Source organism: Streptomyces sp. NPDC001709 (assembly GCF_053596375.1).
Map to the genome: position 1 here is coordinate 243,543 of NZ_JBSFGB010000005.1, position 23,062 is coordinate 266,604.

General features: G+C 72.7%; 18 protein-coding genes. 7 read left to right on the forward strand and 11 right to left on the reverse strand.

Going from position 1 to position 23,062, the window contains the following annotated elements; genetic code table 11:
- Positions 1-69: 69 nt before the first annotated feature.
- Positions 70-1,497 (reverse strand): phytoene desaturase family protein, encoded by a 1,428-nt coding sequence (locus tag ACWC0C_RS10095; protein ID WP_450863029.1) that lies wholly within the window; start codon positions 1,495-1,497, stop codon positions 70-72.
- A gap of 265 nt (positions 1,498-1,762) precedes the next feature.
- Here ACWC0C_RS10095 and ACWC0C_RS10100 point away from each other — a divergent pair, with 265 nt between their 5' ends.
- Positions 1,763-2,239: a GreA/GreB family elongation factor gene (locus tag ACWC0C_RS10100; RefSeq protein ID WP_449194217.1), complete on the forward strand. Its 477-nt coding sequence runs from the start codon at positions 1,763-1,765 to the stop codon at positions 2,237-2,239.
- 23 nt (positions 2,240-2,262) lie between these two features.
- On the opposite strand, the gene ACWC0C_RS10105 is transcribed toward ACWC0C_RS10100, so the two are convergent.
- Positions 2,263-4,764, reverse strand: a complete 2,502-nt coding sequence (locus ACWC0C_RS10105) for an ATP-dependent Clp protease ATP-binding subunit (protein WP_450863031.1) — start codon at positions 4,762-4,764, stop codon at positions 2,263-2,265.
- A 176-nt stretch (positions 4,765-4,940) separates the two neighbouring features.
- Between ACWC0C_RS10105 and ACWC0C_RS10110 the strand changes: the two genes are divergently transcribed.
- Positions 4,941-5,867, forward strand: a complete 927-nt coding sequence (locus ACWC0C_RS10110; RefSeq protein WP_450863033.1) for a LysR family transcriptional regulator — start codon at positions 4,941-4,943, stop codon at positions 5,865-5,867.
- 63 nt (positions 5,868-5,930) lie between these two features.
- Here the strand turns inward: ACWC0C_RS10110 and ACWC0C_RS10115 are convergent, their stop codons facing one another.
- Positions 5,931-8,246 (reverse strand): FdhF/YdeP family oxidoreductase, encoded by a 2,316-nt coding sequence (locus ACWC0C_RS10115; protein WP_450863035.1) that lies wholly within the window; start codon positions 8,244-8,246, stop codon positions 5,931-5,933.
- Positions 8,247-8,426: 180 nt separating this feature from the next.
- Between ACWC0C_RS10115 and ACWC0C_RS10120 the strand changes: the two genes are divergently transcribed.
- Positions 8,427-9,683 carry a molybdopterin molybdotransferase MoeA gene (locus ACWC0C_RS10120; RefSeq protein WP_450863036.1) on the forward strand — a complete coding sequence of 419 codons (1,257 nt, stop codon included), beginning with the start codon at positions 8,427-8,429 and terminating at the stop codon, positions 9,681-9,683.
- A 149-nt stretch (positions 9,684-9,832) separates the two neighbouring features.
- Positions 9,833-10,204, forward strand: a complete 372-nt coding sequence (locus ACWC0C_RS10125; protein WP_449194212.1) for a thioesterase family protein — start codon at positions 9,833-9,835, stop codon at positions 10,202-10,204.
- Positions 10,205-10,223: 19 nt separating this feature from the next.
- Here ACWC0C_RS10125 and ACWC0C_RS10130 read toward each other — a convergent pair whose 3' ends face one another.
- The 3 genes from ACWC0C_RS10130 to ACWC0C_RS10140 form a co-directional block, all read right to left on the reverse strand.
- The gene (locus tag ACWC0C_RS10130; protein ID WP_449194211.1) at positions 10,224-10,601 is read right to left on the reverse strand and encodes an NUDIX hydrolase; all 378 of its coding nucleotides are present in this window, start codon (positions 10,599-10,601) and stop codon (positions 10,224-10,226) included.
- A gap of 169 nt (positions 10,602-10,770) precedes the next feature.
- Positions 10,771-11,652, reverse strand: a complete 882-nt coding sequence (locus ACWC0C_RS10135) for a YegS/Rv2252/BmrU family lipid kinase (RefSeq protein WP_449194210.1) — start codon at positions 11,650-11,652, stop codon at positions 10,771-10,773.
- Positions 11,653-11,702: 50 nt separating this feature from the next.
- On the reverse strand, positions 11,703-13,295 hold the full coding sequence (locus ACWC0C_RS10140; RefSeq protein ID WP_450863037.1) for an FAD-binding oxidoreductase: 1,593 nt from the start codon (positions 13,293-13,295) through the stop codon (positions 11,703-11,705).
- A gap of 114 nt (positions 13,296-13,409) precedes the next feature.
- Between ACWC0C_RS10140 and ACWC0C_RS10145 the strand changes: the two genes are divergently transcribed.
- Positions 13,410-14,009: a TetR/AcrR family transcriptional regulator gene (locus ACWC0C_RS10145; RefSeq protein ID WP_450863039.1), complete on the forward strand. Its 600-nt coding sequence runs from the start codon at positions 13,410-13,412 to the stop codon at positions 14,007-14,009.
- Positions 14,006-15,589: a glycerol-3-phosphate dehydrogenase/oxidase gene (locus ACWC0C_RS10150; protein ID WP_450863041.1), complete on the forward strand. Its 1,584-nt coding sequence runs from the start codon at positions 14,006-14,008 to the stop codon at positions 15,587-15,589. Before ACWC0C_RS10145 ends, ACWC0C_RS10150 begins: the two co-directional genes overlap by 4 nt.
- Before the next feature lie 593 nt (positions 15,590-16,182).
- Here the strand turns inward: ACWC0C_RS10150 and ACWC0C_RS10155 are convergent.
- Both ACWC0C_RS10155 and ACWC0C_RS10160 read right to left on the reverse strand, forming a co-directional pair.
- A complete protein-coding gene (locus tag ACWC0C_RS10155) occupies positions 16,183-17,634 on the reverse strand; it encodes a WGR domain-containing protein (protein ID WP_450863044.1) in 1,452 nt (483 codons plus the stop codon).
- 113 nt (positions 17,635-17,747) lie between these two features.
- The gene (locus ACWC0C_RS10160; RefSeq protein ID WP_449194205.1) at positions 17,748-18,404 is read right to left on the reverse strand and encodes a TetR/AcrR family transcriptional regulator; all 657 of its coding nucleotides are present in this window, start codon (positions 18,402-18,404) and stop codon (positions 17,748-17,750) included.
- A gap of 158 nt (positions 18,405-18,562) precedes the next feature.
- Here ACWC0C_RS10160 and ACWC0C_RS10165 point away from each other — a divergent pair, with 158 nt between their 5' ends.
- Positions 18,563-19,348, forward strand: a complete 786-nt coding sequence (locus ACWC0C_RS10165; RefSeq protein ID WP_450863046.1) for an SDR family NAD(P)-dependent oxidoreductase — start codon at positions 18,563-18,565, stop codon at positions 19,346-19,348.
- Between the two features lie 109 nt (positions 19,349-19,457).
- On the opposite strand, the gene ACWC0C_RS10170 is transcribed toward ACWC0C_RS10165, so the two are convergent.
- From ACWC0C_RS10170 to ACWC0C_RS10180, 3 genes are all read right to left on the reverse strand, one after another.
- Positions 19,458-21,062 carry an ABC-F family ATP-binding cassette domain-containing protein gene (locus ACWC0C_RS10170; protein ID WP_450863048.1) on the reverse strand — a complete coding sequence of 535 codons (1,605 nt, stop codon included), beginning with the start codon at positions 21,060-21,062 and terminating at the stop codon, positions 19,458-19,460.
- 140 nt (positions 21,063-21,202) lie between these two features.
- Positions 21,203-21,892, reverse strand: coding sequence for a DUF6882 domain-containing protein (locus tag ACWC0C_RS10175; protein ID WP_450863050.1), 690 nt, complete (start codon positions 21,890-21,892; stop codon positions 21,203-21,205).
- A 100-nt stretch (positions 21,893-21,992) separates the two neighbouring features.
- Positions 21,993-22,961: a threo-3-hydroxy-L-aspartate ammonia-lyase gene (locus ACWC0C_RS10180; protein WP_450863052.1), complete on the reverse strand. Its 969-nt coding sequence runs from the start codon at positions 22,959-22,961 to the stop codon at positions 21,993-21,995.
- Positions 22,962-23,062: the final 101 nt, after the last annotated feature.

Here is a 23,062-nt window from a genome sequence, read left to right on the forward strand (position 1 = left end):
GGCACGTCTGCCGGGACCCGACACCGAGGCGCCGCACGGCCGCCGAGGCGCACGGCCTGTGGGCCGCTGTCAGGAGGCGGCCCGGACCCCCACGTGGCGCAGGGCGGACGCAGCGGCTCCGGCACCGCACATGCCGTGTGCTCCGGGGCCGGGCGGGGTCGCCGCAGAGCACAGGAACACCCCGGGCACGCCGGTCGAGTACGGGTCGAGGGTCGGGCGGGGACCCAGCAGGAGCTGAGGGGTCGTCCTGGCGCCGGTGATGATGTCACCGCCGGCGAAGTTGGGGTTGGCGGCGGCGAACGAGGCGGGCCGGGTGGCCCGGCTGCCCACGACACGCTCCCGGACACCGGGCGCGAACCGCTGCAGCTGACGGAGTATCGCCTCGGTCGCGTCCCCGTCGTAGCCGTACGGGACATGGGCGTAGGTGTAGACGGGGTGGACGTCGCCCACCGAACGGGAGGGGTCGGCCAGGTACTGCTGGCCGACCAGCACGAAGGGCCGCTCGGGCATGCGGCCGGCGACCACGTCCCGCTCCGCGCGGGCCACCTCGGCGAGCGGGCCACCGAGGTGCACGGTGCCGGCCCGGCGCGCGTGCTCGTTCGTCCACGGCACGCCGCCTTCGACGGCGAGGTCGAGCTTGAAGACGGCCGGGGCGCGCCGGAAGCGCCGGTAGGCATCGCGCACCCGGGGCGGGAGCCGGTCGCCGTAGAGGGTGGCGACCTGGCCGGGGTCGAGGTCCAGGAGGGTCACGTCGGCGGGCGGGAGACGGCGGTGGTCGGTGACGCGGACGCCGGTGTGGACGGTGCCTCCGTGTGTGCGCAGCACGCGTTCGATGCTGCGGGCGATGGACTGGGAGCCGCCCTCGGCCACGGCCCAGCCGGCGGCGTGACCCGCGGTGAGGATGGCGAGCCCGATCGCGGAGGTGAACGGGCGCGACAGCGGGCGGAAGGCGTGCGCCGCGACGCCGGCCCACAGGGCCCGCGCCCGCGGGGTGCCGAAGAGGCGGGCGAGGAGGGTGGCCGGAAGGGTGGTCGGCAGGCCGAAGCGGGCGAGGAGCAGCGGGTGTGCGGGGACGCGCAGCAGGGGGCCCATCACGTCGTCCGCCAGGGCGTCCCAGTGACGTACCGGGGATGCGAGGAGTGCCCGGTACCGGTCTGCGTCGGGTCCGAGCAGGCGTGCGGTATCCGCCACGGAACGCAGCAGTACCCCGGCGCTGCCGTCGTCCAGCGGATGGGCGCAGTCGATGTCCGCCGAAAGCCAGCGCAGGCCGTGCTGTTCGAGACCGAGCGCGCGCAGCGCCGGGGAGCCGACGGCCGTGGGGTGGATGGCCGAGCAGTGGTCGTGCACGAGTCCCGGCAGGATCGCCTCGTGGCTGCGGGTGCCGCCGCCGACCTGGTCCGCCGCTTCCAGGAGTGTGACCTGAAGTCCCGCCCTGGCGAGGAGTGCGGCGGCGACGAGCCCGTTGGGCCCACCCCCGACGACGACGGCGGACGTCATGCGGTGGACCCTACCCGAGTGGGGCTTCAGGACTGGGGTCGTTTCCCGTGATTGGCGCGATGGTTGCGCCGGGACTTCTTCTTCCTGCGTCGCTTCGAGGACATGGCAGCCTCCTGAGACAGAAGAGAGGGAAACCGATTCTGGAAAACGCTCTTAAATACGGTATATCCGTACTCATTACCTCTCCACCGCAGCGGGACCCCGTTGGTACGATGCGAAAAATGCCCGCCTTGTGAATATTCTCCCCAGGACCAGAGGAGCCGGAATGACCGGTGACCCGGAGCCGATCGGCAGCGCGGCCCGTCGCGCGCTGGAGCAGGAGCTGGCCGACCTGCGCGACGAGCGCCGGCTCGTCGCCGGAACCCTGCTCGACAGCACGGACGTGGGGGACCAGGCCGATCAGGCCGAGCAGTTGCAGCGCGCCGGCCAGCTCGATCGCCTGGACCGTCGTATCGAGGCCATCACCGAGCGGCTGCGCCAAGCGGACCTGGCCGGGCCGGCCTCCACGGACGTGGTCGGCGTGGGCAGCACGGTCACCGTCCGCTTCCCGGACGGCTCGGTGGAGTCCCTGCAGATCGGCGAGGTCGCCGAGGCCCTGGACCAGAACCTGGTCACCGCCGGCAGCCCGCTCGGGCGTGCGCTGCTCGGGCGCCGTGCCGGTGACTCGGTCCGCTTCGACACCCCGGACGGCCCGTCGAGCGCGGTCGTGGTGTCGATCGGGGAGCAGAGCGAGCAGGGCTGAACAGCCGCTCCCAGCCCGGCTGTTCACCCGCCGGCGGCGGAGCGGCTCGTCTTCCGTACCGTGCAGTGCAGGGAGTCGTGTTGCAGGTCGGCGACGATGGTGTCGCCGGGCTCGGCCTCGCCACTGAGCAGGAGGGTGGCGATGCGGTTGTCGAGTTCCGCCTGGATCGTGCGCCGCAGCGGGCGGGCCCCGAACTCCGGCTGGTGGCCGTGCGCGATGAGCAGCTTCTTCGCCGCCTCGGTCACCTCCAGCGTCATGCCCTGGGCATGGACGCGGCGCTTGCTCTGGTCCAGCAGATGGTCGACGATCCGCCCCAGGTCGTCCTCGGTCAGCGCGTGGAAGATGATGATGTCGTCGATCCGGTTGAGGAACTCCGGCAGGAACCTCCCCCGCAGATCCTCCATCAACTCGTCCTTCAGCTCCGACACATCACCCTTGTGATCGAGGATCCGGTGCGCGCCGATGTTGGACGTCATGATGATCACGCAGTGCCGGAAGTCGACGGTACGGCCCTGGGCGTCGGTCAGCCGGCCGTCGTCCAGGATCTGCAGCAGTGTGTTGAAGACGTCCGGGTGCGCCTTCTCCACCTCGTCGAACAACACCACGCTGTACGGCCGGCGGCGCACCTTCTCGGTCAGCTGGCCCGCTTCCTCGTACCCCACGTATCCGGGCGGGGCACCCACGAGCCGGGCGACGGTGTGCTTCTCCTGGAACTCGCTCATGTCGAACCGGATCATCCGGTCCTCGTCCCCGAACAGCAATGCCGCGAGGGTCTTGGCGAGTTCCGTCTTGCCGACGCCCGTGGGGCCGAGGAAGAGGAAGGATCCCACCGGACGGTTCGGATCGCCCATCCCGGCCCGGTTGCGCCGTACCGCCTGGGAGACCGCGGTGACAGCCTCGTCCTGGCCGACGATCCGGGCGTGCATCTCCTCCTCGAGCTTGAGCAGCTTCTCCTTCTCGCTCGCCGTCAGCTGCGACACCGGGATCCCGGTGCGGCGCGAGACGACATCGGCGATGTCCGCGGCCGTCACCGACACCACGCCCTCCCGGCGCTCCTCGATGCCGGCGAGTTCGCCCTCGACCTCGGAGATCTGCCGTTTCAGCTCCGACGCCCTCTCGAAGTCCTCGGCCGATACGGCCTGTTCGAGTTCACGGCGGAGCCCCGCGATACGGTCCTCGCGGCTGACCACCTCCGTGGAGCGGCCCACGCTGCGCAGCCGCACCCGGGCACCGGCCTGGTCCATCACATCGATGGCCTTGTCGGGCAGGAAACGGTCGGTGATGTAGCGGTCCGACAGCTCCGCCGCCGCGGCCAGCGCCGCGTCGTCGAACCGCACCTGATGATGGGCCTCGTACGAATCCCGCAGACCCTCCAGGATCTGCACCGTCTCCTCCACCGTCGGCTCCGGCACCATCACCGGCTGGAACCTGCGCTCCAACGCCGCGTCCTTCTCCACGTACTTGCGGTACTCGTCGATCGTCGTCGCCCCCACCACACGGAGTTCACCGCGCGCGAGGGCGGGCTTGAGCATGTTGCCCGCGTCCATCGAGCCCTCGCCGGTCGCCCCGGCGCCGACGACGGTGTGGAGCTCGTCGATGAAGAGGATGATCCGGCCCTTGGCCGCCTGGACGTCCTCGATGACCTTCTTCAGCCGCTCCTCGAACTGGCCCCGGTACTGCGCCCCGGCCACCATCCCGGACAGGTCCAGCGCGACGACCCTCTTGTCCTTGAGCGTGTCGGGGACCTCCCCCGCCACGATCCGCTGCGCCAGCCCCTCCACGATCGCGGTCTTCCCCACGCCCGGCTCGCCGATCAGCACCGGATTGTTCTTGGACCGCCGCGAGAGGATCTCGACCGTCTGCTCGATCTCCTCCGCACGCCCCACCACCGGATCCAGCTTGCCCGCCCTGGCCTCCTCCGTCAGATCCCGGCCGAACTCGTCCAGCGTCGTCGCCGGCGCCTTGCGTTCGGTGGGAAGTCCCTCGCTGCGGGCGGCCTGTTCGCTCAGACCCGCCAGTTTCTTCGTATCCATGCCCTCGGCGAACAGCAGCTTGGCGGCGCCCGTGTCGCTGTCGCCCAGCAGGGCGCCGAGGATGTGTTCAGGGCCGATGTACGACACACCGGCCGCCTGCGACTGGGCGTAGGCGGCGCGCAGGGTGCGCTTGGCCGCGGGGGTGAGGCCCGGCTGCGAGGACGGCTCGCCGCCCTCCCGGGGCAGGATCTCGGCGATCTCGGCAGCCAGCGTGTCGGGATCGACACCCACCTGTGAGAGCAGTCTTCGGGACGGCTCGACCTTCGTGGCCGCCCACAGCAGGTGCTCCGTGTCCAGATCGGACGTACCGTCCTCGACCGCCCGCTGCGCGGCCAGGTTGAGCAGTTCCTGCGACGACTCCGTCAGCAGCCGGCCGATGGGCATCCGCTGCACGGCGGGAGGCGACGACGCCGGCGACGTCCCGAAGAATCGGCTGAACAGCTCGCTGAACGGATCCGACGAACCGAACGGTGCACCGAACGACATCGACATGACGGCTCCTGGGCCCGGGCGTGTGCTTCGCGGGGTCGTTGTTCCGTTGTTCCATGGGGGTCCGTAATCACTGAACCCCGCCGTGCAGGGCACCGCAAACGGAGGACACAACGGCGCGCGGCCGGGCGGCGGGTCCCGGATTGGCTTTACGGCGGGTGGTCGGGTACACCCGTGCCGTGCTCTTCCGTCAACTGGAATACCTTGTCGCCCTCTCCCGGGAGCGGCATTTCGCCCGTGCCGCCCAGGCCTGCCACGTCTCCCAGCCCGCGCTGTCGGAGGCGCTGCGCAAGCTGGAGGAGGAACTCGACGTGCCGCTGGTGCGGCGCGGCCGCAAGTACGAGGGCCTCACCCCGGAGGGGGAGCGCATCGTCGTCTGGGCGCAGCGGATCCTCGCCGACCGTGACGCCCTCAAGGACGAGGTCGACGCGCTGCGCAGCGGGTTGAGCGGCCGGATGCGGATCGGTTCGGTGCCGACCGCCTCCGGTGCCGTGGCCCAGCTGACCGGCCCGTTCTGCGCTGCGCACCCGCTGGTCACGGTGGAGGTCATAGCGGATCTGCAGGCCACGGACATCCTGCGCCAGCTGCAGAACTTCGAGCTCGACGCCGCGGTCACATATCTGCGCGAGGACCTGCCGGAGCACTTCCACACGGTTCCGCTGTACCGGGAGCGGTACGTGCTGCTGCTCGCGGCCGCAGACGGCCTGGCCCGGCGTACGACGGCCACGTGGGCGGAGGCGTCACGGCTGCCGCTGTGCATGCTGACCCAGGCGATGCAGGGCCGCCGGGTGCTGGACGAGCTGTTCGCGCGGGCCGGGGCGCAGCCCTCGCCGCGGCTGGAGACCGACTCCGTGGCGGCGCTGTTCGCCCATGTGAGGACGGGGCAGTGGGCGAGCATCGTGCCGCATGCCTGGCTCCATGTGTTCGGCGTCCCGCACGGTATGCGGGCGGTGCGGCTGGTGGAGCCCGCCGCGGCGGTGCCCGTGGGACTGGTGATCGCCGCACGTGAGCCGGGGTCGGTGATGGCCAGGGCACTGATGGACATCGCCCGCACCACCGACGTGGCCTCGGCCCTGGAACGCGTACCCGGCGACCCGGTCCGGTAGCTCCCCTGTCCCGAAAGGCCGCGCCGATCCCCCGCGACGGCACCCCGGCTGTCCCGCGGTGCCTCAGGTGGTTCGGCCGGGTTCGGCCCGTGCGTCGGCGTGTGTGGGCTCCAGGCGGATCAGCACGCCTTTGGACGTGGGGGTATTGCTGATGTCGGCGACGCTGTCCAGCGGTACCAGGACGTTGGTCTCGGGGTAGTAGGAGGCGGCGGAGCCGCGGCTGGTGGGGTAGGCGACGACGCGGAAGTCCTCCGCGCGCCGCTCCAGCCCGTCGTGCCAGACGGCGACCAGGTCCACCCGGTCGCGGTCGGCGAGCCCCAGCGCCGCGAGGTCGGCGGGGTTGACGAGCACGACCCGGCGGGCGTTGTGGATGCCGCGGTAGCGGTCGCTCATCGCGTACGGCACGGTGTTCCACTGGTCGTGGGAGCGCAGCGTCTGCAGCAGCAGATGGCCCTCGGGGATGTGCGGCATCGTGAACTCGTTGACCGTGAAGACGGCCTTGCCGCTCGGTGTGCGGAACACGCGCTGGTTGACCGGGTTGGGCAGCCGGAAACCGCCGCGCCCGGCCACGCGCGCGTTGAAGTCCTCGAAGCCCGGTACGACGCGGGAGATCCGGTCGCGGACGGTGCCGTAGTCCGCCTCGAACTCCTCCCAGGGGATGTCCGGGGTGTCGCCGAGAGTCCTGCGGGCCAGCCGGCTGATGATCGCGACCTCGCTGAGCAGGTGCGGGGAGGCCGGCGCCAGGCGTCCGCGGGAGGCGTGCACCTCGCTCATGGAGTCCTCGACGGTGATGAACTGCTCGCCGGCCGCCTGGATGTCACGGTCGCTGCGGCCGAGGGTGGGCAGGATGAGGGCGGTGTCGCCGCAGACGGTGTGGGAGCGGTTGAGCTTGGTGGAGATGTGCGCGGTGAGCCGGCAGCGCCGCATCGCCTCCTCGGTGACATGGCTGTCGGGCGAGGCCCGCACGAAGTTCCCGGCGACGCCGAGGAACACCTTGGCCGTGCCGTCGCGCATGGCCCGGATGCCGTCGACGGAGTCCAGTCCGTGGTGCGCGGGCGGAGTGAAGCCGAACTCGCGGCCCAGGGCGTCGAGGAACGTCTGCGGCATGCGCTCCCAGATGCCCATCGTGCGGTCGCCCTGGACGTTGCTGTGGCCGCGCACCGGGCACACCCCCGCGCCCGGCCTGCCGACGTTGCCGCGCAGCAGGAGGAAGTTGACGACCTCGCGGATGGTGGGGACGCCGTGCTTGTGCTGGGTGAGCCCCATGGCCCAGCAGACGATGATCTTCCCGCTGCGCAGCACCCGGTCGTGGACGGCCTCGATCTCGTCGCGGCTCAGCCCGGTCGCGGCGAGGATGTCCTCCCACGCGACCTTCCGGGCGTGGTCGGCGAAATCGGCGAAGCCGGTGGTGTGGGCGCCGATGAAGGCGTGGTCGAGCACGGTGCCCGGGCGCGCGTCCTCGGCTTCCAGCAGCAGCCGGTTGAGCGCCTGGAACAGGGCGAGGTCGCCGCCGGGGCGGATCTGCAGGAACTGGTCGGCTATCGCCGTACCCCGGCCGAGCACTCCGCGGGCCTTCTGCGGATGCTTGAAGCGGATGAGCCCGGCCTCCGGCAGCGGGTTGACCGCGATGACCTTGCCGCCGTTGCGTTTGGTCTCCTCCAGCGCGGTCAGCATGCGCGGGTGGTTGGTGCCCGGGTTCTGTCCGACGACGAAGACGAGGTCCGCGGTGTGGATGTCGTCCAGGCAGACGCTGCCCTTGCCTATGCCCAGGGTCTCCATCAGCGCGGAGCCGCTCGACTCGTGGCACATGTTGGAGCAGTCCGGCAGGTTGTTGGTGCCATAGGCGCGGGCGAAGAGCTGCAGCAGGAAAGCCGCCTCGTTGTTCAGCCGGCCGGAGGTGTAGAAGAGGGCCTCGTCCGGGGAGTCCAGCCGGCGGAGTCCGGCGGCGAGCACATCGAGCGCCTCGTCCCAGCCGATGGGCTCGTAGTGCTCGGCGCCGGGCCGCTTGATCACCGGCTCGGTCAGCCGGCCCTGCTGGTTGAGCCAGTAGTCCGACTTGGCGCCCAGTTCGGCGATCGAGTACCGGCGGAAGAACTCGGCGGTGATACGCCGCGAGGTGGCCTCGTCACTGATGTGCTTGGCGCCGTTCTCGCAGTATTCGTTGCGGTGCCGTTTACCCGCTGCGGGCTCGGGCCAGGCGCATCCCGGGCAGTCGAATCCCTTGACCTGGTTGATGTTCAGCAGGGTCAGCGCGGTGCGTCGTACGGTCGTCTGTCCCAGCGAGTACTCCAGTGCGTGCGTCACCGCCGGCACACCGGTCGCCCAGCGCTTGGGCGGGGTGACCGACAGATCGTCGTCCGGGTCCTCGATGCCGCTCATGTTCCGGTCCGCCTCTTTCTCCGATGGGCACTGCGGGGCAGCATCCGCCCCTTTCCCGGGACACGTCAAAGAGGTGCTTTCGATGACGTGATAGGCGCGGGTTATCAAATAAGGGCCGCCTATCGGCAGACAAACGAGACCTCTTTGACTTCCTCGTACGACTCCTCAACGATGACCCGCATGACGGCATCCCGGACGGCCGATGGCACGGCGGCGCACGGACCGCGGACCGAGCCCGGCTCGCTCCGGCCCGCGCGAGCCTGGGAACGGGCCCGCGCGATCGCCCGGTCCTGCGCCGGGCAACCGCTGCCCCCGGTCCCGCGCACCCTGACCGATGCGCTGAGCCACGCGCTCGCCGAACCGCTCACGGCGCTCACCGACCTGCCGCCGTTCCCGACCGCCGCGATGGACGGCTGGGCCGTGGCCGGACCGGGACCGTGGCGGCTCGGTGGCACCGGTGTCCTGGCCGGGCAGGAGCCCGGTCCGCTGGCACCGGACACCGCCGTACCCATCGCCACCGGCGCCCCGGTACCGGTGGGCGCCACCGCCGTGCTGCGGCGCGAGCACGGCGAGGCGGACACCGAACGGAGTGTGCTGTACGACCGCTCCCCCACGCCGGTGCCCGAGGGGCAGGACATCCGGCCGCGCGCCCAGGAATGCCGCTCCGGCGAGCCGTTGCTGCCCTCCGGCACCACCGTGACCGAGCGGGTGCTGGGCCTGGCGGCGGCCGCCGGGTACGACCGGCTCACGGTGCACCGCCGCCCGAGCGTGGAACTGCTCGTCCTCGGCGACGAGTTGCTCCAGCGGGGCGTGCCGCACGGCGGGCGGGTCCGCGACGCGCTCGGACCGCTGCTGCCGCCGTGGCTGCATGCCTGCGGCGCCGAACTGATCGGGCATCGCCTGATCGCCGACGACCTGGTGGCACTCCAGGATGCAGTGCGCCGTTCGCCCGCCGACGTCGTGGTCACCACCGGGAGCACCGCCGCCGGACCGGTGGACTTCCTGCACGACACGCTCCGGGCGGTGGACGCCCGGCTGCTGGTCGACTCCGTGGCCGTTCGCCCCGGTCACCCGATGCTGCTCGCCGAGCTGCCGGGTACCGCCGACGGCCGGGCGCGATGGCTGATCGGGCTGCCCGGCAACCCGCTCGCCGCGGTGGCCGGCATGGTCACGCTGGCCGAGCCGCTGCTGCGCCGCCTCGGCGGGCACGCCGGGGGCGAGCCGGTGCGGCTGGTGGCCGGATCCGCCCTGCCCGGGCATCCGCGCGACACCCGGCTGCTGCCGGTGTTCACCTCGGGGCAGGAAGTGACGCCACTGCCCTTCGACGGTCCTGCGATGCTGCGTGGGCTGGCCCTGGCGGACGGTCTCGCCGTGGTTCCCCCGGGCGGAGTGCCGGCCGGTGCCGCCGTGGATGTGGTGGAGCTGCCGGGCGGGTGAAGCCGTGAGCTGCCGCGGCGGCCGACGGACGCTGTCATCTCCGTCGTGGCGCGGCGCCTGTCCGCCGCCGGAGCGGCTGCCGTACGACCGGCCCCGAGCTGCGACGCCGTCGTACGGCGGCCGGGGCCTGCCGGCGCTAGCGTGGTGGCATGCGCCACGAGGTGACCGAGGCCGACACCGCGGTGACGGTGGGCAGTGGTGATGTGCCCGTGCTCGCCACCCCGCGGCTGATCGCATGGATGGAAGCGGCCACCGTGCGGGCCGCCGCCCCGTTCACCGAGTCCGGTCAGACCACCGTCGGGACGGAGGTGCGGGTCCGGCATGTGCGGGCCACGCCCGTCGGTGGCCGGGTGGAGGTGAGTGCCTCGGCCGTCGCCTCCGTCGCGGGCGGGCCGCTCACTTTCGTGGTGCGGGCCGTCGACGGATCGGGCCGACTGGTCGCGACGGGCGAGATCGACCGGGCGATCGTGGACCGGCAGCGCTTCCTCGCGCGCACGCTGGATCCGCAGGCGGACCGGTGACCGGCAGACCGGGCGGGTCTCACACGGGCGTGTGCCCCCGAAGGTACGCGCGTACGGCTGCCGGAAGTACGGCGTCGGCGGCCTCGGGGATCGACGCCCAGCGCACCTGCTCCGGCGCGAGGCTCGCCCCGTCCGACGGGGACTCGCTCAGCAGCTGGCACACCACCGCCGGCGCCTCGTCCGCCCGTGCCCCGTCGTGCGGTGTCAGGGGCTCGGTGCCGTCGACGAGGTAACCGGTGAGTTCGTAGACGACGCGCGCCGCGGTGGCCTCGGCCGACTCGGCCGGTTGGGGAGTACCCGACGGCAGTACCCAGGCGTCGCCGTCCGCCACGAGCAGCAGCCGCCCGTCGTAGAGGACGACCGCCTGCACCACGCCCTCGGCGGGTTCGAGCGTCATGACCGACCAACCCCTCCCCCGGCGCGTCCGGCCAGGTCTTCCTCCCCATACCCAGGCCCGGCCGGTCATGCACCGACGCCGGGTCACTTCCCGATCCGCGCCGACCACTTCGCCGGCCCAGGTGGGACAGGTGTTGTGCGTGACTCCTGGGCGGCGAGGAGTGTCGCGGTCAGTACAGCACCGGCAGGTCCCCGGGCCGTACCCGCACCGTGACCGGCAGGGTGGCGTCGACCTCGCCGTCCGCGCCGTAGGGGACGGGCCGGTTCGCCTCGATGCGCAGCTCCTTGCCGCGCAGCACTCGTACCTCCGGGCGGTGCACGTGGCCGCCCGTCTTCAGCTCGTTCATGAGGGTGAAGAACAGCCGGCGCGGTGCCTCCCGGATCATCACCACGTCCAGCAGGCCGTCGTCGACGCGCGCGTCGGGGGCGATGAGCCGACCGGAGCCGTAGTAGGGGGAGTTGGCGGCCACGACGGTGTAGCCGCGGTGGGTGTGGAGCTCGCCGTCGACGGTGACGCGGTAGTCGGCCGCCCGCCAGGTGGTGACCGCGCGCAGGCCGCCCGCGTAGTAGGAGGCGGAACCGCGCAGCAGCCGGGCGTGGTTGGCGTGCCGGTTCGCCACCGCGTCCACGCCGGCGTAGACGCTGCCCAGGACCACGGTGCGCGGGTGGACGGCCGACTCCACCTCGATGGTGTCGACCGGCCGGGGCTCGGCGTGCAGCAGGAGGTCGGCCAGTGCGGCGGGGTCGGCGGGCAGCTTCAGAGCGCGGGCGAAGTCGTTGCCGCGGCCCGCGGGCACCAGGCCGAGGACGGTTCCGGTGCCGCTGAGCGCGCCGCCGATGCCGCCGGCGATGCCGTCGCCGCCGACGGCCAGCACGATCCGGCCGCGCTCGCCTGCGCGGCGGGCGATGTCCTGGGCGTGGGCGAGGCTGTGGCTGTACTCCGTCTCCAGCTCGGCTCCGGCCTCGCGCAGCAGCCGGGCCAGGTGCAGCAGTGTCGCCGCCCCGGTGGAGCCGCCCGCGGTGGGATTGACGACGGCGGTGAACTGTCGCATCGGTGTGCCTCCGAAGCAGGCGGATCGGTCGGTCGGGTCGGTCGGTGGGGTCAGTCGGTGGGAAGCAGGACGCCGGGGTTGAGCAGGCCCTCGGGGTCCAGTCGGCGCTTGACGGCGCGCAGGGCCGAGATGCCGAGCGGGCCGGCCTCACGGATGTACCAGTCGCGGTGGTCGGTGCCGACCCCGTGGTGGTGGGAGATGGTGCCGCCGGCCGCCAGCAGGGCCTCGTTGGCCGCGTGCTTGGCGGGCGTCCAGTGGGCCACCGGGTCCTCGCCCTGGGCGCTGACGACGGTGAAGTACAGCGAGGCGCCGTTCTCGTACACGTGGGAGATGTGGCACATCACCAGGGGCGGGGTGCCGGCCTCGGTGAGGGTGTCGGTGAGCGCGGTGCGGACGGCCGTGTAGAGGTCGGGGATGCGGGACCAGAAGGCCGCGGTCTCGAGGGTCTCGGCGAAGGCGCCGACGTCGAGCAGGGCGTCGCGCAGGTACGGCGCCGAGAAGCGGCCGTGGGCCCAGCGTTCGCCCGGTTCCGCTCCGACGAGGGTGCCGCCGCAAGCGGTGAGAACGGCCGCCGCCTGCTCCCGGCGCTGTGCGGTGTCCTCGGCCGTGCCCTCGTAGCCGGTGATGGCCAGGCAGCTGGCCGCGTTCTGCGACAGGTCGCCACCGATGGCGTCGGGCTGGGCCAGGCCGATGAGGGTCTCGGTCTCGTCGGACAGCCGCAGCACGGTCGGCCGGGGACCGTCCTGGGCGAGCCTGCGCAGCGCGGCGGCGCCCTCCTCGAACGAGGCGAACCGCCAGCCCTCGTAGATCCGCGCCTGCGGCACCGGGCGGATCCGTACGGTGACGGAGGTGATGACGCCGAAGGCGCCCTCGGAGCCGAGGATCAGCTGGCGCAGGTCGGGTCCGGCGGCGGAGCGCGGGGCCCGGCCGGTCTCGATCGTGCCCTCGGGGGTCGCGAGGGTCAGGCCGAGCACCATCTCGTCGAAGCGGCCGTACCCGGCGGACGCCTGGCCGCTGGAGCGGGCGGCGGCGAAGCCGCCGATGGTGGCCCACTCGAAGGACTGCGGGAAGTGGCCGAGGGTGAAGCCGTGTCCGGCGAGCAGGGCTTCGGCCTCGGGGGCGCGCAGGCCGGGCTGGAGTACGGCGGTGCGCGAGACGGGGTCGAGGTCGAGCAGGCTGTCCATGCGGCGCAGGTCCAGGGCGATGAACGCGGTGCGCTGGGGGGCGAGTCCGCCCACGACCGAGGTGCCGCCGCCGAAGGGTACGACGGCGAGTCCGTGCGCGGCACAGGCGCGCAGTACGGCGAGGACCTCGTCGTGGGAGGCGGGCAGGGCCACGGCCTGCGGGACGTCCGAGAAGTCCCCGGCGCGGATGCGCAGCAGGTCGGGCGTGGACTTGCCGCGGGTGTGCCGGATGCGGCTCTCGCTGTCGGTGCGCACGTGGTCCGCGCCGCCCACGGCCTCGGCGAGCGCCTTCAGCGCGGCGGGGCCGGCCGTGGGGGCGGGCAGGTCGATGTCCTCGAGGGAGCGGGTGGGGGTGGTGCGGGGCTTGACGCCGAGCAGGTCGCGCAGCAGGCCGGTCACCGAGTCGGGCAGGGGTGCCGCCTTGGCCGGGTCACCCCAGCCGTTCCACAGCATGTCCATTGAACGGTCGTCCTCACAGGTCGGTGTGCTCGGTTCGCGCGACGGCCCGGCGGCCGTGCCCCGGATCGACGGTGTCCGGTCCCGCCAAGCCCCCGGGGCGTTACACTGTGACACATGACGCCTATTCGTCACAACGGTTCGGACAACGATCACGTGCTCGACGCGGTGCGCGACTGTGTGCTGGCCGTCGGAGTCCGCCGCACCACCCTCGCCGACGTGGCGCGCCGCGCCGGCGTCTCGCGCATGACGCTGTACCGGCGCTGGCCGGACCTGCGGACCCTGGTGGGCGATCTGATGACCCGCGAGTGGATCGACGTGGCCACCCGAGCGATCCCGGAGCCCGCCGCCGGCACCGACACCCGCACCCGGATCGTGGACGGACTGGTGGCGGGCGTCGAGGCATTCCGGGCGCACCCGCTCTTCCGCAAGATCGTCGACGTGGATCCGGAGCTGCTGCTGCCCTATGTGCTCGACCGGCGCGGAGCGAGCCAGGAGGCGCTGCTGGCCCTGCTGGCCGACGGGCTGCGCGAGGGCCACGCGGACGGCTCCGTGCGCCCCGGGCATGTCGAACGGCAGTCCCGCGCCCTGCTGTTGACCGTGCAGTCCTTCACCCTGTCCCTGCGCACGATGACCGACGAGGACGATCCGGAGCTCGACTCCGACGCCTTCCTCGGCGAGTTGCGCACCCTCCTGGAGAGGACCCTCACGCCATGAGCCACACCAGGGCCGACGCCGGCTCGTCCCTCAGCGCACACCGCCGTAGCCGGGAACTGGCCGAGGCCGCGGACGGCAGGGTCGCCGACGTCCTGGTCGTCGGGCTCGGCGCCACCGGGGCCGGAGCGGCGCTGGACGCGGCGGCCCGCGGCCTTGACGTCGTCGCGGTGGACGCCCACGACCTGGCCTTCGGCACGTCCCGCTGGAGCTCGAAGCTCATCCACGGCGGGCTGCGCTATCTGGCCTCCGCGCAGTTCGACGTCGCGCACGAGAGCGCGGTCGAACGCGGGGTGCTGATGACCCGCACCGCCCCGCACCTGGTGACCGCCCAGCCGTTCGTCCTGCCGCTCACCCCCCTGGTGTCCAAGGGCCAGGCCTCGCTGGCATGGGCCGGGTTCCGGGCCGGGGACATGCTGCGGCTGGCCGCCCGGACCCCGCGCCAGATGCTGCCCGCCCCGCGCCGGCTGACGGCGACGGAGGCCCGGCACCTGGCGCCCTCGGTGCGCTCGGCCGGGCTGCGCGGCGGACTGCTGTCCTGGGACGGCAAGGTGACCGACGACGCCCGGCTGGTCACCGCCCTGGCCCGGACCGCCGCCGCGCAGGGGGCACGGGTGCTGACCCGGGTCAGGGTGCTGGAGCTGACCGGCACGGGCGCCCGGATCCGCGACGAACTCACCGGCGAGGAGGGCGAGATCAGGGCCCGCGCGGTCATCAACGCGGCCGGGGTGTGGGCGGGCGACCTCGTCGAGGGCATCCGGATCCGGCCGTCCCGCGGCACCCATCTGGTCCTGCGCTCGGAGCGGCTCGGCGCGCTGCCGGCCGGGCTGCACATCCCGATCCCCGGCGAGACCAACCGCTTCGTCCTGGTCCTGCCCCAGGGCGACGGCCGGGTGTACGTCGGTCTCACCGACGAGCCGGTCGAGGGCGGCATCCCGGATGTCCCGGACGTGCCCGAGACCGACATCGGCTTCCTGCTGGACGTGCTCGGTTCGGTCCTGGACGCGCCGGTGGCCCGGGAGGAGGTCGTGGGCGCCTTCGCCGGACTGCGTCCCCTGCTGGACACCTCCGGGCACGACGGCCGCGACGGCGCACCGGCCCGCACCTCCGACATCTCCCGCCGGCACGCGGTGCTGACGTCCCCCGACGGCGTCACGACGATCGTCGGCGGCAAGCTCACCACCTACCGGCGGATGGCACAGGACGCCGTGGACGCCGCGACCGCCGCCCGGGGACTGCCCGCCGCCCCCTCCCCCACCGCCGCGCTGCCGCTGGTCGGCGCCGCCGCACCCGGCCGGCTGCGCACCCTGTCCGCACCCCGGCACCTGGTCCGCCGCTACGGCACCGAGGCCGAGGCCGTCCACGCCCTCGCGGCCGGGGACCCCGCCCTGGCCGAGCCGGTGTTGCCGGGCCACCCGGTCACCCGGGCCGAACTCCTGTGGGCAGTCCGGCACGAGGGCGCCCTGGACGAGTCGGACCTGCTGGACCGCCGCACCCGCATCGGCCTGGTTCCACAGGATCGCGCCGAGGCGCTCACCGTGGCCCACGAGGTACTGGCGGAGGCGACGACCACGCGACGCTGACGCGCCGACCGGCCGGACCGGGTGCCGCGAGTGCCTCTCCGTGACGGGGACCGCTGGCGGGCACGGCCGGGGCACGTCCCCAACCGCAGCCGCCCTGGACAGCACACCGAGGCGAAGGCCGCGCAGCCGCCTTGAGACACCGACTGGCCGGACCCGGCGACGCAACAGCCTCACCGCGACAGGGACCGCTGGCGGGCACGGCCAAGGCACGTCCCCAACCGCAGCCGCCCTGGACAGCACACCGAGGCGAAGGCCGCGCAGCCGCCTTGAGACACCGACTGGCCGGACCCAGCGACGCAACAGCCTCACCGCGACAGGGACCGCCGATGGAGGCGGCGGGGGGTACACCCCTGACGCAGCCGGTCGGGCAGGGCGGCGGAGGTGCGCCTCGCCGCACGCACCCGCGAGGGGTTCGGCCTTGAGGTACCGGCCGGCTTGCCCCGGTGACGCGCGAGCCCCTCCGACGCGCGAGCCTCTCCGTGGCCGGGATCGCCGATGGGCGACGGCCGGAGAGCGTCCCGGCGCGGTCGGCCTGCCGGGCAGGGCGGCCGGGTGCCGGTCGGCTGGACCATGCCGCGGGGAGAGCGGGAGTGTCAGAGCAGGCGGCGGATGTCGCCGCGGACGCGGTAGAAGCCGCCCGCCGCGGGGTGCAGGGCGTCCACCACATAGCGGGCGCCCGGCTCGCGTATCGCGCGCGGGAACTGGACGTTCCAGGAGGTGTCGTAGCCCTCGGACAGCACGTGCACCCGCAGCCGGCCACCTTGCTGCACGCACTGGACCACGACGGCGCCGGCGGGGGCCTGGGCGACGGTGGACACCTCGGCCACGGCGGTGGCGGGCGCGTAGGTCGGCAGGGCGGCGGCGAGTTTGACGTCCCGCGCCACCGGCACCGTGCCCTGCTGGGCCGCGGCGATGGCCGTCTCGCTCGCGTCGACGCACACCAGTGAGCCGTCGGTGGTCACCAGGTACAACCGCTCGTCGTGGTACTGCATCGACAGCGCCGAACCGCCGCCCGTGCCGAGCTTCCACAGGCGCGTGCCGTGCTGGTCGAAGCAGTAGACGGACGACGCGGCGTCCCCGGCGAAGACGAACCGCCCGCCCGGGGAGGCGGCGCACGAGTAGACCGCGCTGTCGCAGGCGTACGTCGCCTCGATCGCGCCGGTCGCCTTCGACAGCCGCTGGACCACGCGGTGCCCGGTGCCCGCGTAGACGGCGTCGTCCTCCTGCCAGCCGAACAGCACACTGCCCTTGGTGGCCGTGTGCCACAACTCGCCCCCGCCGTCGGGCGCGTAGGCGGTGACGCCCCGGTGGTGGCCGTGGTAGACGGCCCGGTCGTCGGCACGGATCATCCAGGCGTGTTCGCCCTGGCTGCGGCGGGACCACTGGTGTTCGTCCTCGTGGTCGATGACGGTGAGGCGGCCTTCGCGGTCCGAGACGTTCAGGATGCCCTCGTGGATGTCCAGCCAGAAGATGTCGACGTCGGCGGCGATGTCGTACGCGGCGAACGGCAGCTTGGAGGAGAGGTCGTAGACCTTGCCGTCGTCGCAGCCGGCGTAGATCCAGAAGTCGTCGGCGACCAGGCACTTCACCCCGTCCGGCAGGCTGAACCGGGCGAGGACCGCGCCGTCGTGGCCCAGGGTGTAGACGTCACCGGCCTGATTGCCGACCCAGCAGTGTTCGTCGTCGACATGGATGCCGAACGCGGCGGAGCCGGTGCGGAACCGCCACAGCACGGGGGCCACCGCCCGCGCCGTGGACGGGGCCGAGCTGACCTGACGCCGGGTCACCGGGCGCGGGGCACGCTGTCCCTGGACGGCCGGGGCGTATCCCTTGCGGACCTTCTCCCCCACCTTCTTCGCGGCGGCCGCCCGGGCCTTCTCGGCGGTCGGGAACGTCGTCGTCTGGATCTGCCCGGCGGCGCCGATCCTGCCGTAGCGCACCGTCACCACTGTTCCGTCGACGGTCACTTCGTAGAACTTGTGGGCGCCGCCGCCCTCCTGTGACAGCTCCAGATACGTCGTCGACACCGCGGACGCCGTGGTCATGGCAGACCCCTCCCCAGGACGGACCCGCGGCCGTTCCGGCAGGTCCTCACTGGTCAAACCGTAAGGGCGACCACTGACAACGGGCCGGGCCCACGGTTCCCGCTGCCCCCTCCCTAGCCCTCGCCGGCGCCGTCGCCGTCCGGCCTCAACGCGCTCATTCCGCCCACCAGTTGGCGCAGACAGTCGATCGCCAGGGAAGCCGGTGAGTACTCGCCGGTGACTGCGGCCTCCGTGTCGGCCCAGGTCTCCAGTGCGATCCTGATCGCGTCCGTGGCCGCCGCCGCGACCATCCGCACCTGCACCGCCTCGAGGCGTCCGTCGGCGAGGCGGGCGACGACCGGGACGAGGCGTTCCTCGGACTCCTGGTTGACGCGGTACCACACCGCGCGCAGCGCGGGGTCGTCCGCGGCGGCGCGCAGCAGCCCGCGGGTCCTCAGCAGCGCCTGGGCGGCCTCCTCGTCCGGTGCCGCCAGAGACCGTTCCACCGCCGTCTCCAGCACCCGGGTCAGATCGGTGCCGGGCTCCGCCGCCTCCAGCAGGGCCCGCCACCGGTCGGCTCCGGCGGCCAGCAGCGGGCTCACCGCGTCCTGCTTGGAGCGGAAGTAGCGGTAGAAGGTCCGCAGCGCGACGCCCGCGTCCCGGGCGATCTCCTCGGCCGTGGTCGCGTGCGGTCCCTGTGTGGCGAACAGCTCGGCCGCCGCGTGTGCGATCTCGAGCTGGGTGGCGGCCTTGCGACGCTCGGTCAAGGAGGGGGGCGGCTTGGTGCTCACTCCAGAAGGGTACGGCGAGGGGCAGGGCTGACGTGGATTGACCTGATGGCAAAATGTGTCACCTCGGCGTAACGTGAAGGCCGTGAGGGCGCCGGCCGGCAGGAGAACCGGCGTCGTGAAGGCCCGGCCGCGCAGCGGCAGGGCGGGCAGGAGAAGACATGAACCGCTACGAAGGCCGCCGCGCGCTGATCACAGGGGGCGGCTCGGGCATCGGGCAGGCCACCGTGCTGCGCCTCCTCGCCGAGGGCGGCACCGTCGTGGCCGCGGACGTGAGCGAGCGGGGCCTGAAGGACACCCTGGAGAAGGCCGGAGCGCACGCGGACCGCCTCACCACGCTCGTCGTCGACATCGCGGACGAGACCTCGGTACGCGAGGGTGTCGCCGCCGCCGTCGCCGCCCTCGGGGGTCTGGACGTACTGGTCAACGCGGCGGGGATCCTGCGTTCCTCGCACACCCACGAGACGAGCCTTCCGGACTTCACCCGCATCCTTCAGGTCAACCTCGCCGGCACCTTCCTCGTCATCCGCGAGGCCATACCGGCGCTGCTGGCCGGACGTGACGCGACGGTCGTCAACTTCAGCTCCACGTCGGCCCAGTTCGCGCACCCCTACATGGCGGCGTACGCGGCGAGCAAGGGCGGCGTCCAGTCGATGACGCACGCCCTCGCCGCCGAGTACGCCCGGCAGGGCATACGCTTCACCGCCGTCCAGCCCGGCTCCATCTCGTCCGGGATGACCGACGGCAGCGGTGTCAGCGGGCAGAGCACCGGTCCTGGGCTGCCCGAAGACGCGGACCTGAGCCTGTTCGCCAAGCTCTCTCCGGCGCTCGGGCAGGGCTTCGCCGGTCCCGAGACGGTGGCGTCGGTCGTCGCCATGCTCGGCTCGGAGGACGGGAAGTTCATCACCGGCACGGAGATCCGCATCGACGGCGGCACCCACTTCTGACCACGAACAGGCCGGTCGATGACCAGGGCCTGTCCGGCGGATCAGGTCGCAGGAAAGTGACGGCCTCTCATCAGCCCCCGCGTCTGCGACAGGATCCGCCGGACAGGCCCTAGGCGAGGGCGACGAGTCCGCGGTACTCCTCGCTCCACAGATCGTCGTCCGCGTCCGGCAGCAGCAGGACACGGTCCGGGTGGAGGGCGTCGAGGGCGCCCTCGTCGTGGGTGACCATCACGATCGCGCCGGGATACGTGCCGACCGCGGCCAGGACCTCGTCGCGGGAGGCCGGGTCGAGGTTGTTGGTCGGCTCGTCCAGCAGCAGGACATTCGCCCCGGAGTGGACCAGGCCCGCCAGCGCCAGCCGGGTCCGCTCGCCGCCGGACAGCACACCCGCGGGCTTGTCGGCGTCGTCCCCGCCGAACAGGAACGCGCCGAGCACCCGGCGTGCCGCACCGGTGTCCAGGTGCGGCGCGGCGGCGCGCAGGTTCTGCAGGACCGTGCGCCCGGTGTCGAGCGTGTCGTGCTCCTGGGCGAAGTAGCCGAGGCGCAGCCCGTGTCCGTGCACCACCCGTCCGCTGTCCGGCCGTTCGACGCCGGCGAGGATCCGCAGCAGGGTGGTCTTGCCGGCGCCGTTGAGGCCGAGCACGACCATGCGGCTGCCCCGGTCCACCGCCAGGTCGACTCCGTCGAGGACGCGGTGGTCGCCGTAGGACTTGGCCAGGCTGATCGCGCCGAGCGGCGTCCGCCCGCACGGGGCGGGCTCGGGCAGCCGGATCCGCGCGGTCTTCTCGGTGCGCCGGACCGGTTCCAGCTCGGCCAGCATGCGGTCGGCGCGGCGGGCCATGCTCCTGGCCATGGTGGCGGTGGCGGAGCGGGCTTTCATGCGGTCCGCCTGTGCGTGCAGCGCGGCGGCCTTGCGTTCGGCGCCGGCCCGCTCCCGGGTACGGCGCCGCTCCTCCGTCTCGCGTCGGGTCGTGTACGTGTGCCAGCCGGTGTTGTGGATGTCGATCGTGGCCCGGCCGGGGTCCAGGTGGAAGACGCGGTTGACGACGTCGGCGAGCAGTGCGGTGTCGTGGCTGACGACCACCAGTCCGCCCTGGTGGCTTTGGAGGAAGCCGCGCAGCCAGGCGAGCGAGTCGGCGTCGAGGTGGTTGGTGGGCTCGTCCAGCAGCAGGGTGCCGTCGGTTCCGGCGAACAGGATGCGGGCGAGCTCCACGCGCCGCTTCTGCCCGCCTGACAGGGCTCCGACCGGTTCGCCCATGACCCGTTCGGGCAGGCCGACTCCGGCCGCCACCCGGGCGGCCTCGGCCTCGGCCGCATAGCCGCCGCCGGACTGGAAGGCGGCTTCGGCACGGGCGTAGGCGTTCATCGCCCGCTCCAGCGCCGCCGGACGGGCGGCGTCGGCCAGCGCCGCCTCGGCCTCGCGCAGATCGCGCAGCGCGGTGTCGAGACGGCGGGCGGACAGAATGCGGTCGGTGACCGTCGTGGCGGGGTCGGCGGCACGGGAGTCCTGGGCGAGGAAGCCGACCGGCGTGGTGTGCGTGATGGTGCCTGCGGCGGGCCGAGTTCGTCCCGCGAGTGCGGTCAGCAGGGTGGTCTTGCCGGCGCCGTTGCGGCCGACGAGGCCGATCCGGTCGCCGGAGGAGACGGTGAAGGAGATGCCGGACAGCAGCAGGCGCGCTCCGGCGCGCAGCTCGACATCGCGAGCGGTGATCATGGCGTAACGCTCCGAAATAGCGAGAGGACACACTTCTGGCGTGGAAGCGGGTCCTCAGCTAGGAAATTCGGGGCGTGGACATGCGGTCACGCTAACCGAGGCGCGCTGCGCGGCGCATGCGGTTTTCCGTGCCGGCCTCGTCAGGGCAGCACCTTGACCCCGACGCCCGCGATCCGGCCGGACGCGTCGAAGTCGACCTCGACCGCACTGCCGCCGGGCAGATCGGCGACGATCCGGCCGGCCTCGTCGCGCCGGGGCAGGCCGTGGTGGTCGAAGTAGCCGGTCACGACGTGTCGGGCCGAACGGCCGATGAGTCCGGCTCCGGTGAGCAGGGTCCGGGGCAGGGTGACGGGGTCGACCCCGGCACGCGGGACCTGCGGGTCGTCGGGGAGGAAGTAGACGCGGGTGGCGCCGCCCGCGGGAACGCCGATGTACCCGGGCGCCCCGGCCACTCCCATGCCGGTGAAGGCGAGCATCTCCGCGGCGCGCCGTGGATCGGCGAAACCGGACAGGTCCAGGACCTCCCCGGTCAGTTCGGCGATGCCGCCCGCCCGTCCGTACCGCTCGATGACACCGGTCGCCGCCACCACCTCGGTGCCCCGCAGTCCGGGATTCGCCCAGCCCCACATCCAGGACTGCTCGGCCATGTCGTACGTGCCCAGTACGGCCACGCGCAGGGCCAGCTCCCCCTGCTGGTAGAGGCAGGACGACAGCTCGGCGGTCCACGGCCCCTCGGGCAGGAACGCGGTCAGGGTCTCCAACTGAGCGGCACCCCAGGCGGCATGCCGCTCGGCCTCCAGCAGGAAGGCGTCGCTGAACTCACTCGTCATGCCCCGACCCTAGGAGACGCCCGCGCCGGAGCGGCGGCCGGGTCCGGTCCCCAGGGCAGCCCGCGATGGGCAGTTGGCTCGCCGGGCGCCCTGACACCGGTCACCCGCCGACGAGTTCGGCGAAGCGCCCGGTGTCGATGTTGCCGCCGGAGGCGATGATGCCGATGCGGGCGGGGAGGTTGTCGACGCGGCCGGCCAGGAGGGCGGCCAGGCCGGTCGCGCCGCTGGGTTCGAGGACGATCTTCAGGCGTTCGAAGGCGAAGCGCATGGCGGTGACGATCTCCGCGTCGCTGACGAGGGCGATGGCGTCGACCAGGTGCCGGTTGATCTCGAAGGTGATCTCACCGGGCGTGGGCAGGGCCTGCCCGTCGGCGATGGTCCGGGGCACGGGCAGGGTGACGCGGGCGCCGCTGTCCAGCGACCGCTTGGTGTCGTCCCCTTCCTCCGGCTCCACGCCGACGACCCGGATGCCGGGATGCAGGGCCTTGGCGGCGGTGGCGCTGCCGGCGATCAGGCCGCCGCCTCCGACGGGTACGAGCAGGGCGTCGAGCGGGCCGGTCTCGTCGAGGAGTTCGAGCGTCGCGGTGCCCTGTCCGGCGATGACATGGGGGTGGTCGTAGGGCGGGATGAGGACCAGGCCGCGGTCCTTCGCCAGCGCCGTGCCGAGCGCGGTGCGGTCCTCGGTGTAGCGGTCGTAGGTGACGATCTCGGCGCCGTATCCGGCGGTTGCCTCCCGCTTGGTGCGCGGGGCGTCCTCGGGCATCAGGATGACGGCGCTGGTGCCGAGTTCGCGGGCGGCCAGGGCGATGGCCTGGGCGTGGTTGCCGGAGGAGTAGGCGGCGATGCCCTTGGCCAGCTCTTCCGGGGTGAGCTGGGCGGCCGCGTTGTAGGCGCCGCGGAACTTGAAGGCGCCGGCGCGCTGGAAGTTCTCGCACTTGATGAACACCTCGGCGCCGACGAGGGCGTTCAGGGTGCGCGAGGTGAGGACGGGGGTGCGGTGGGCGACACCTTCGAGGCGTGCGGCGGCGGCACGGACATCGTCGAACGTTACGGGCGAAGCGGCGGCCATGACGGTCTCCCCTTCCCTTCCTGCGTTCCGCGAGGTTGCGGTCGCGTTGCTTGACGGTCGCTACTTGGACTGATTTTCCATTCTTGGACAGATACTCTAGA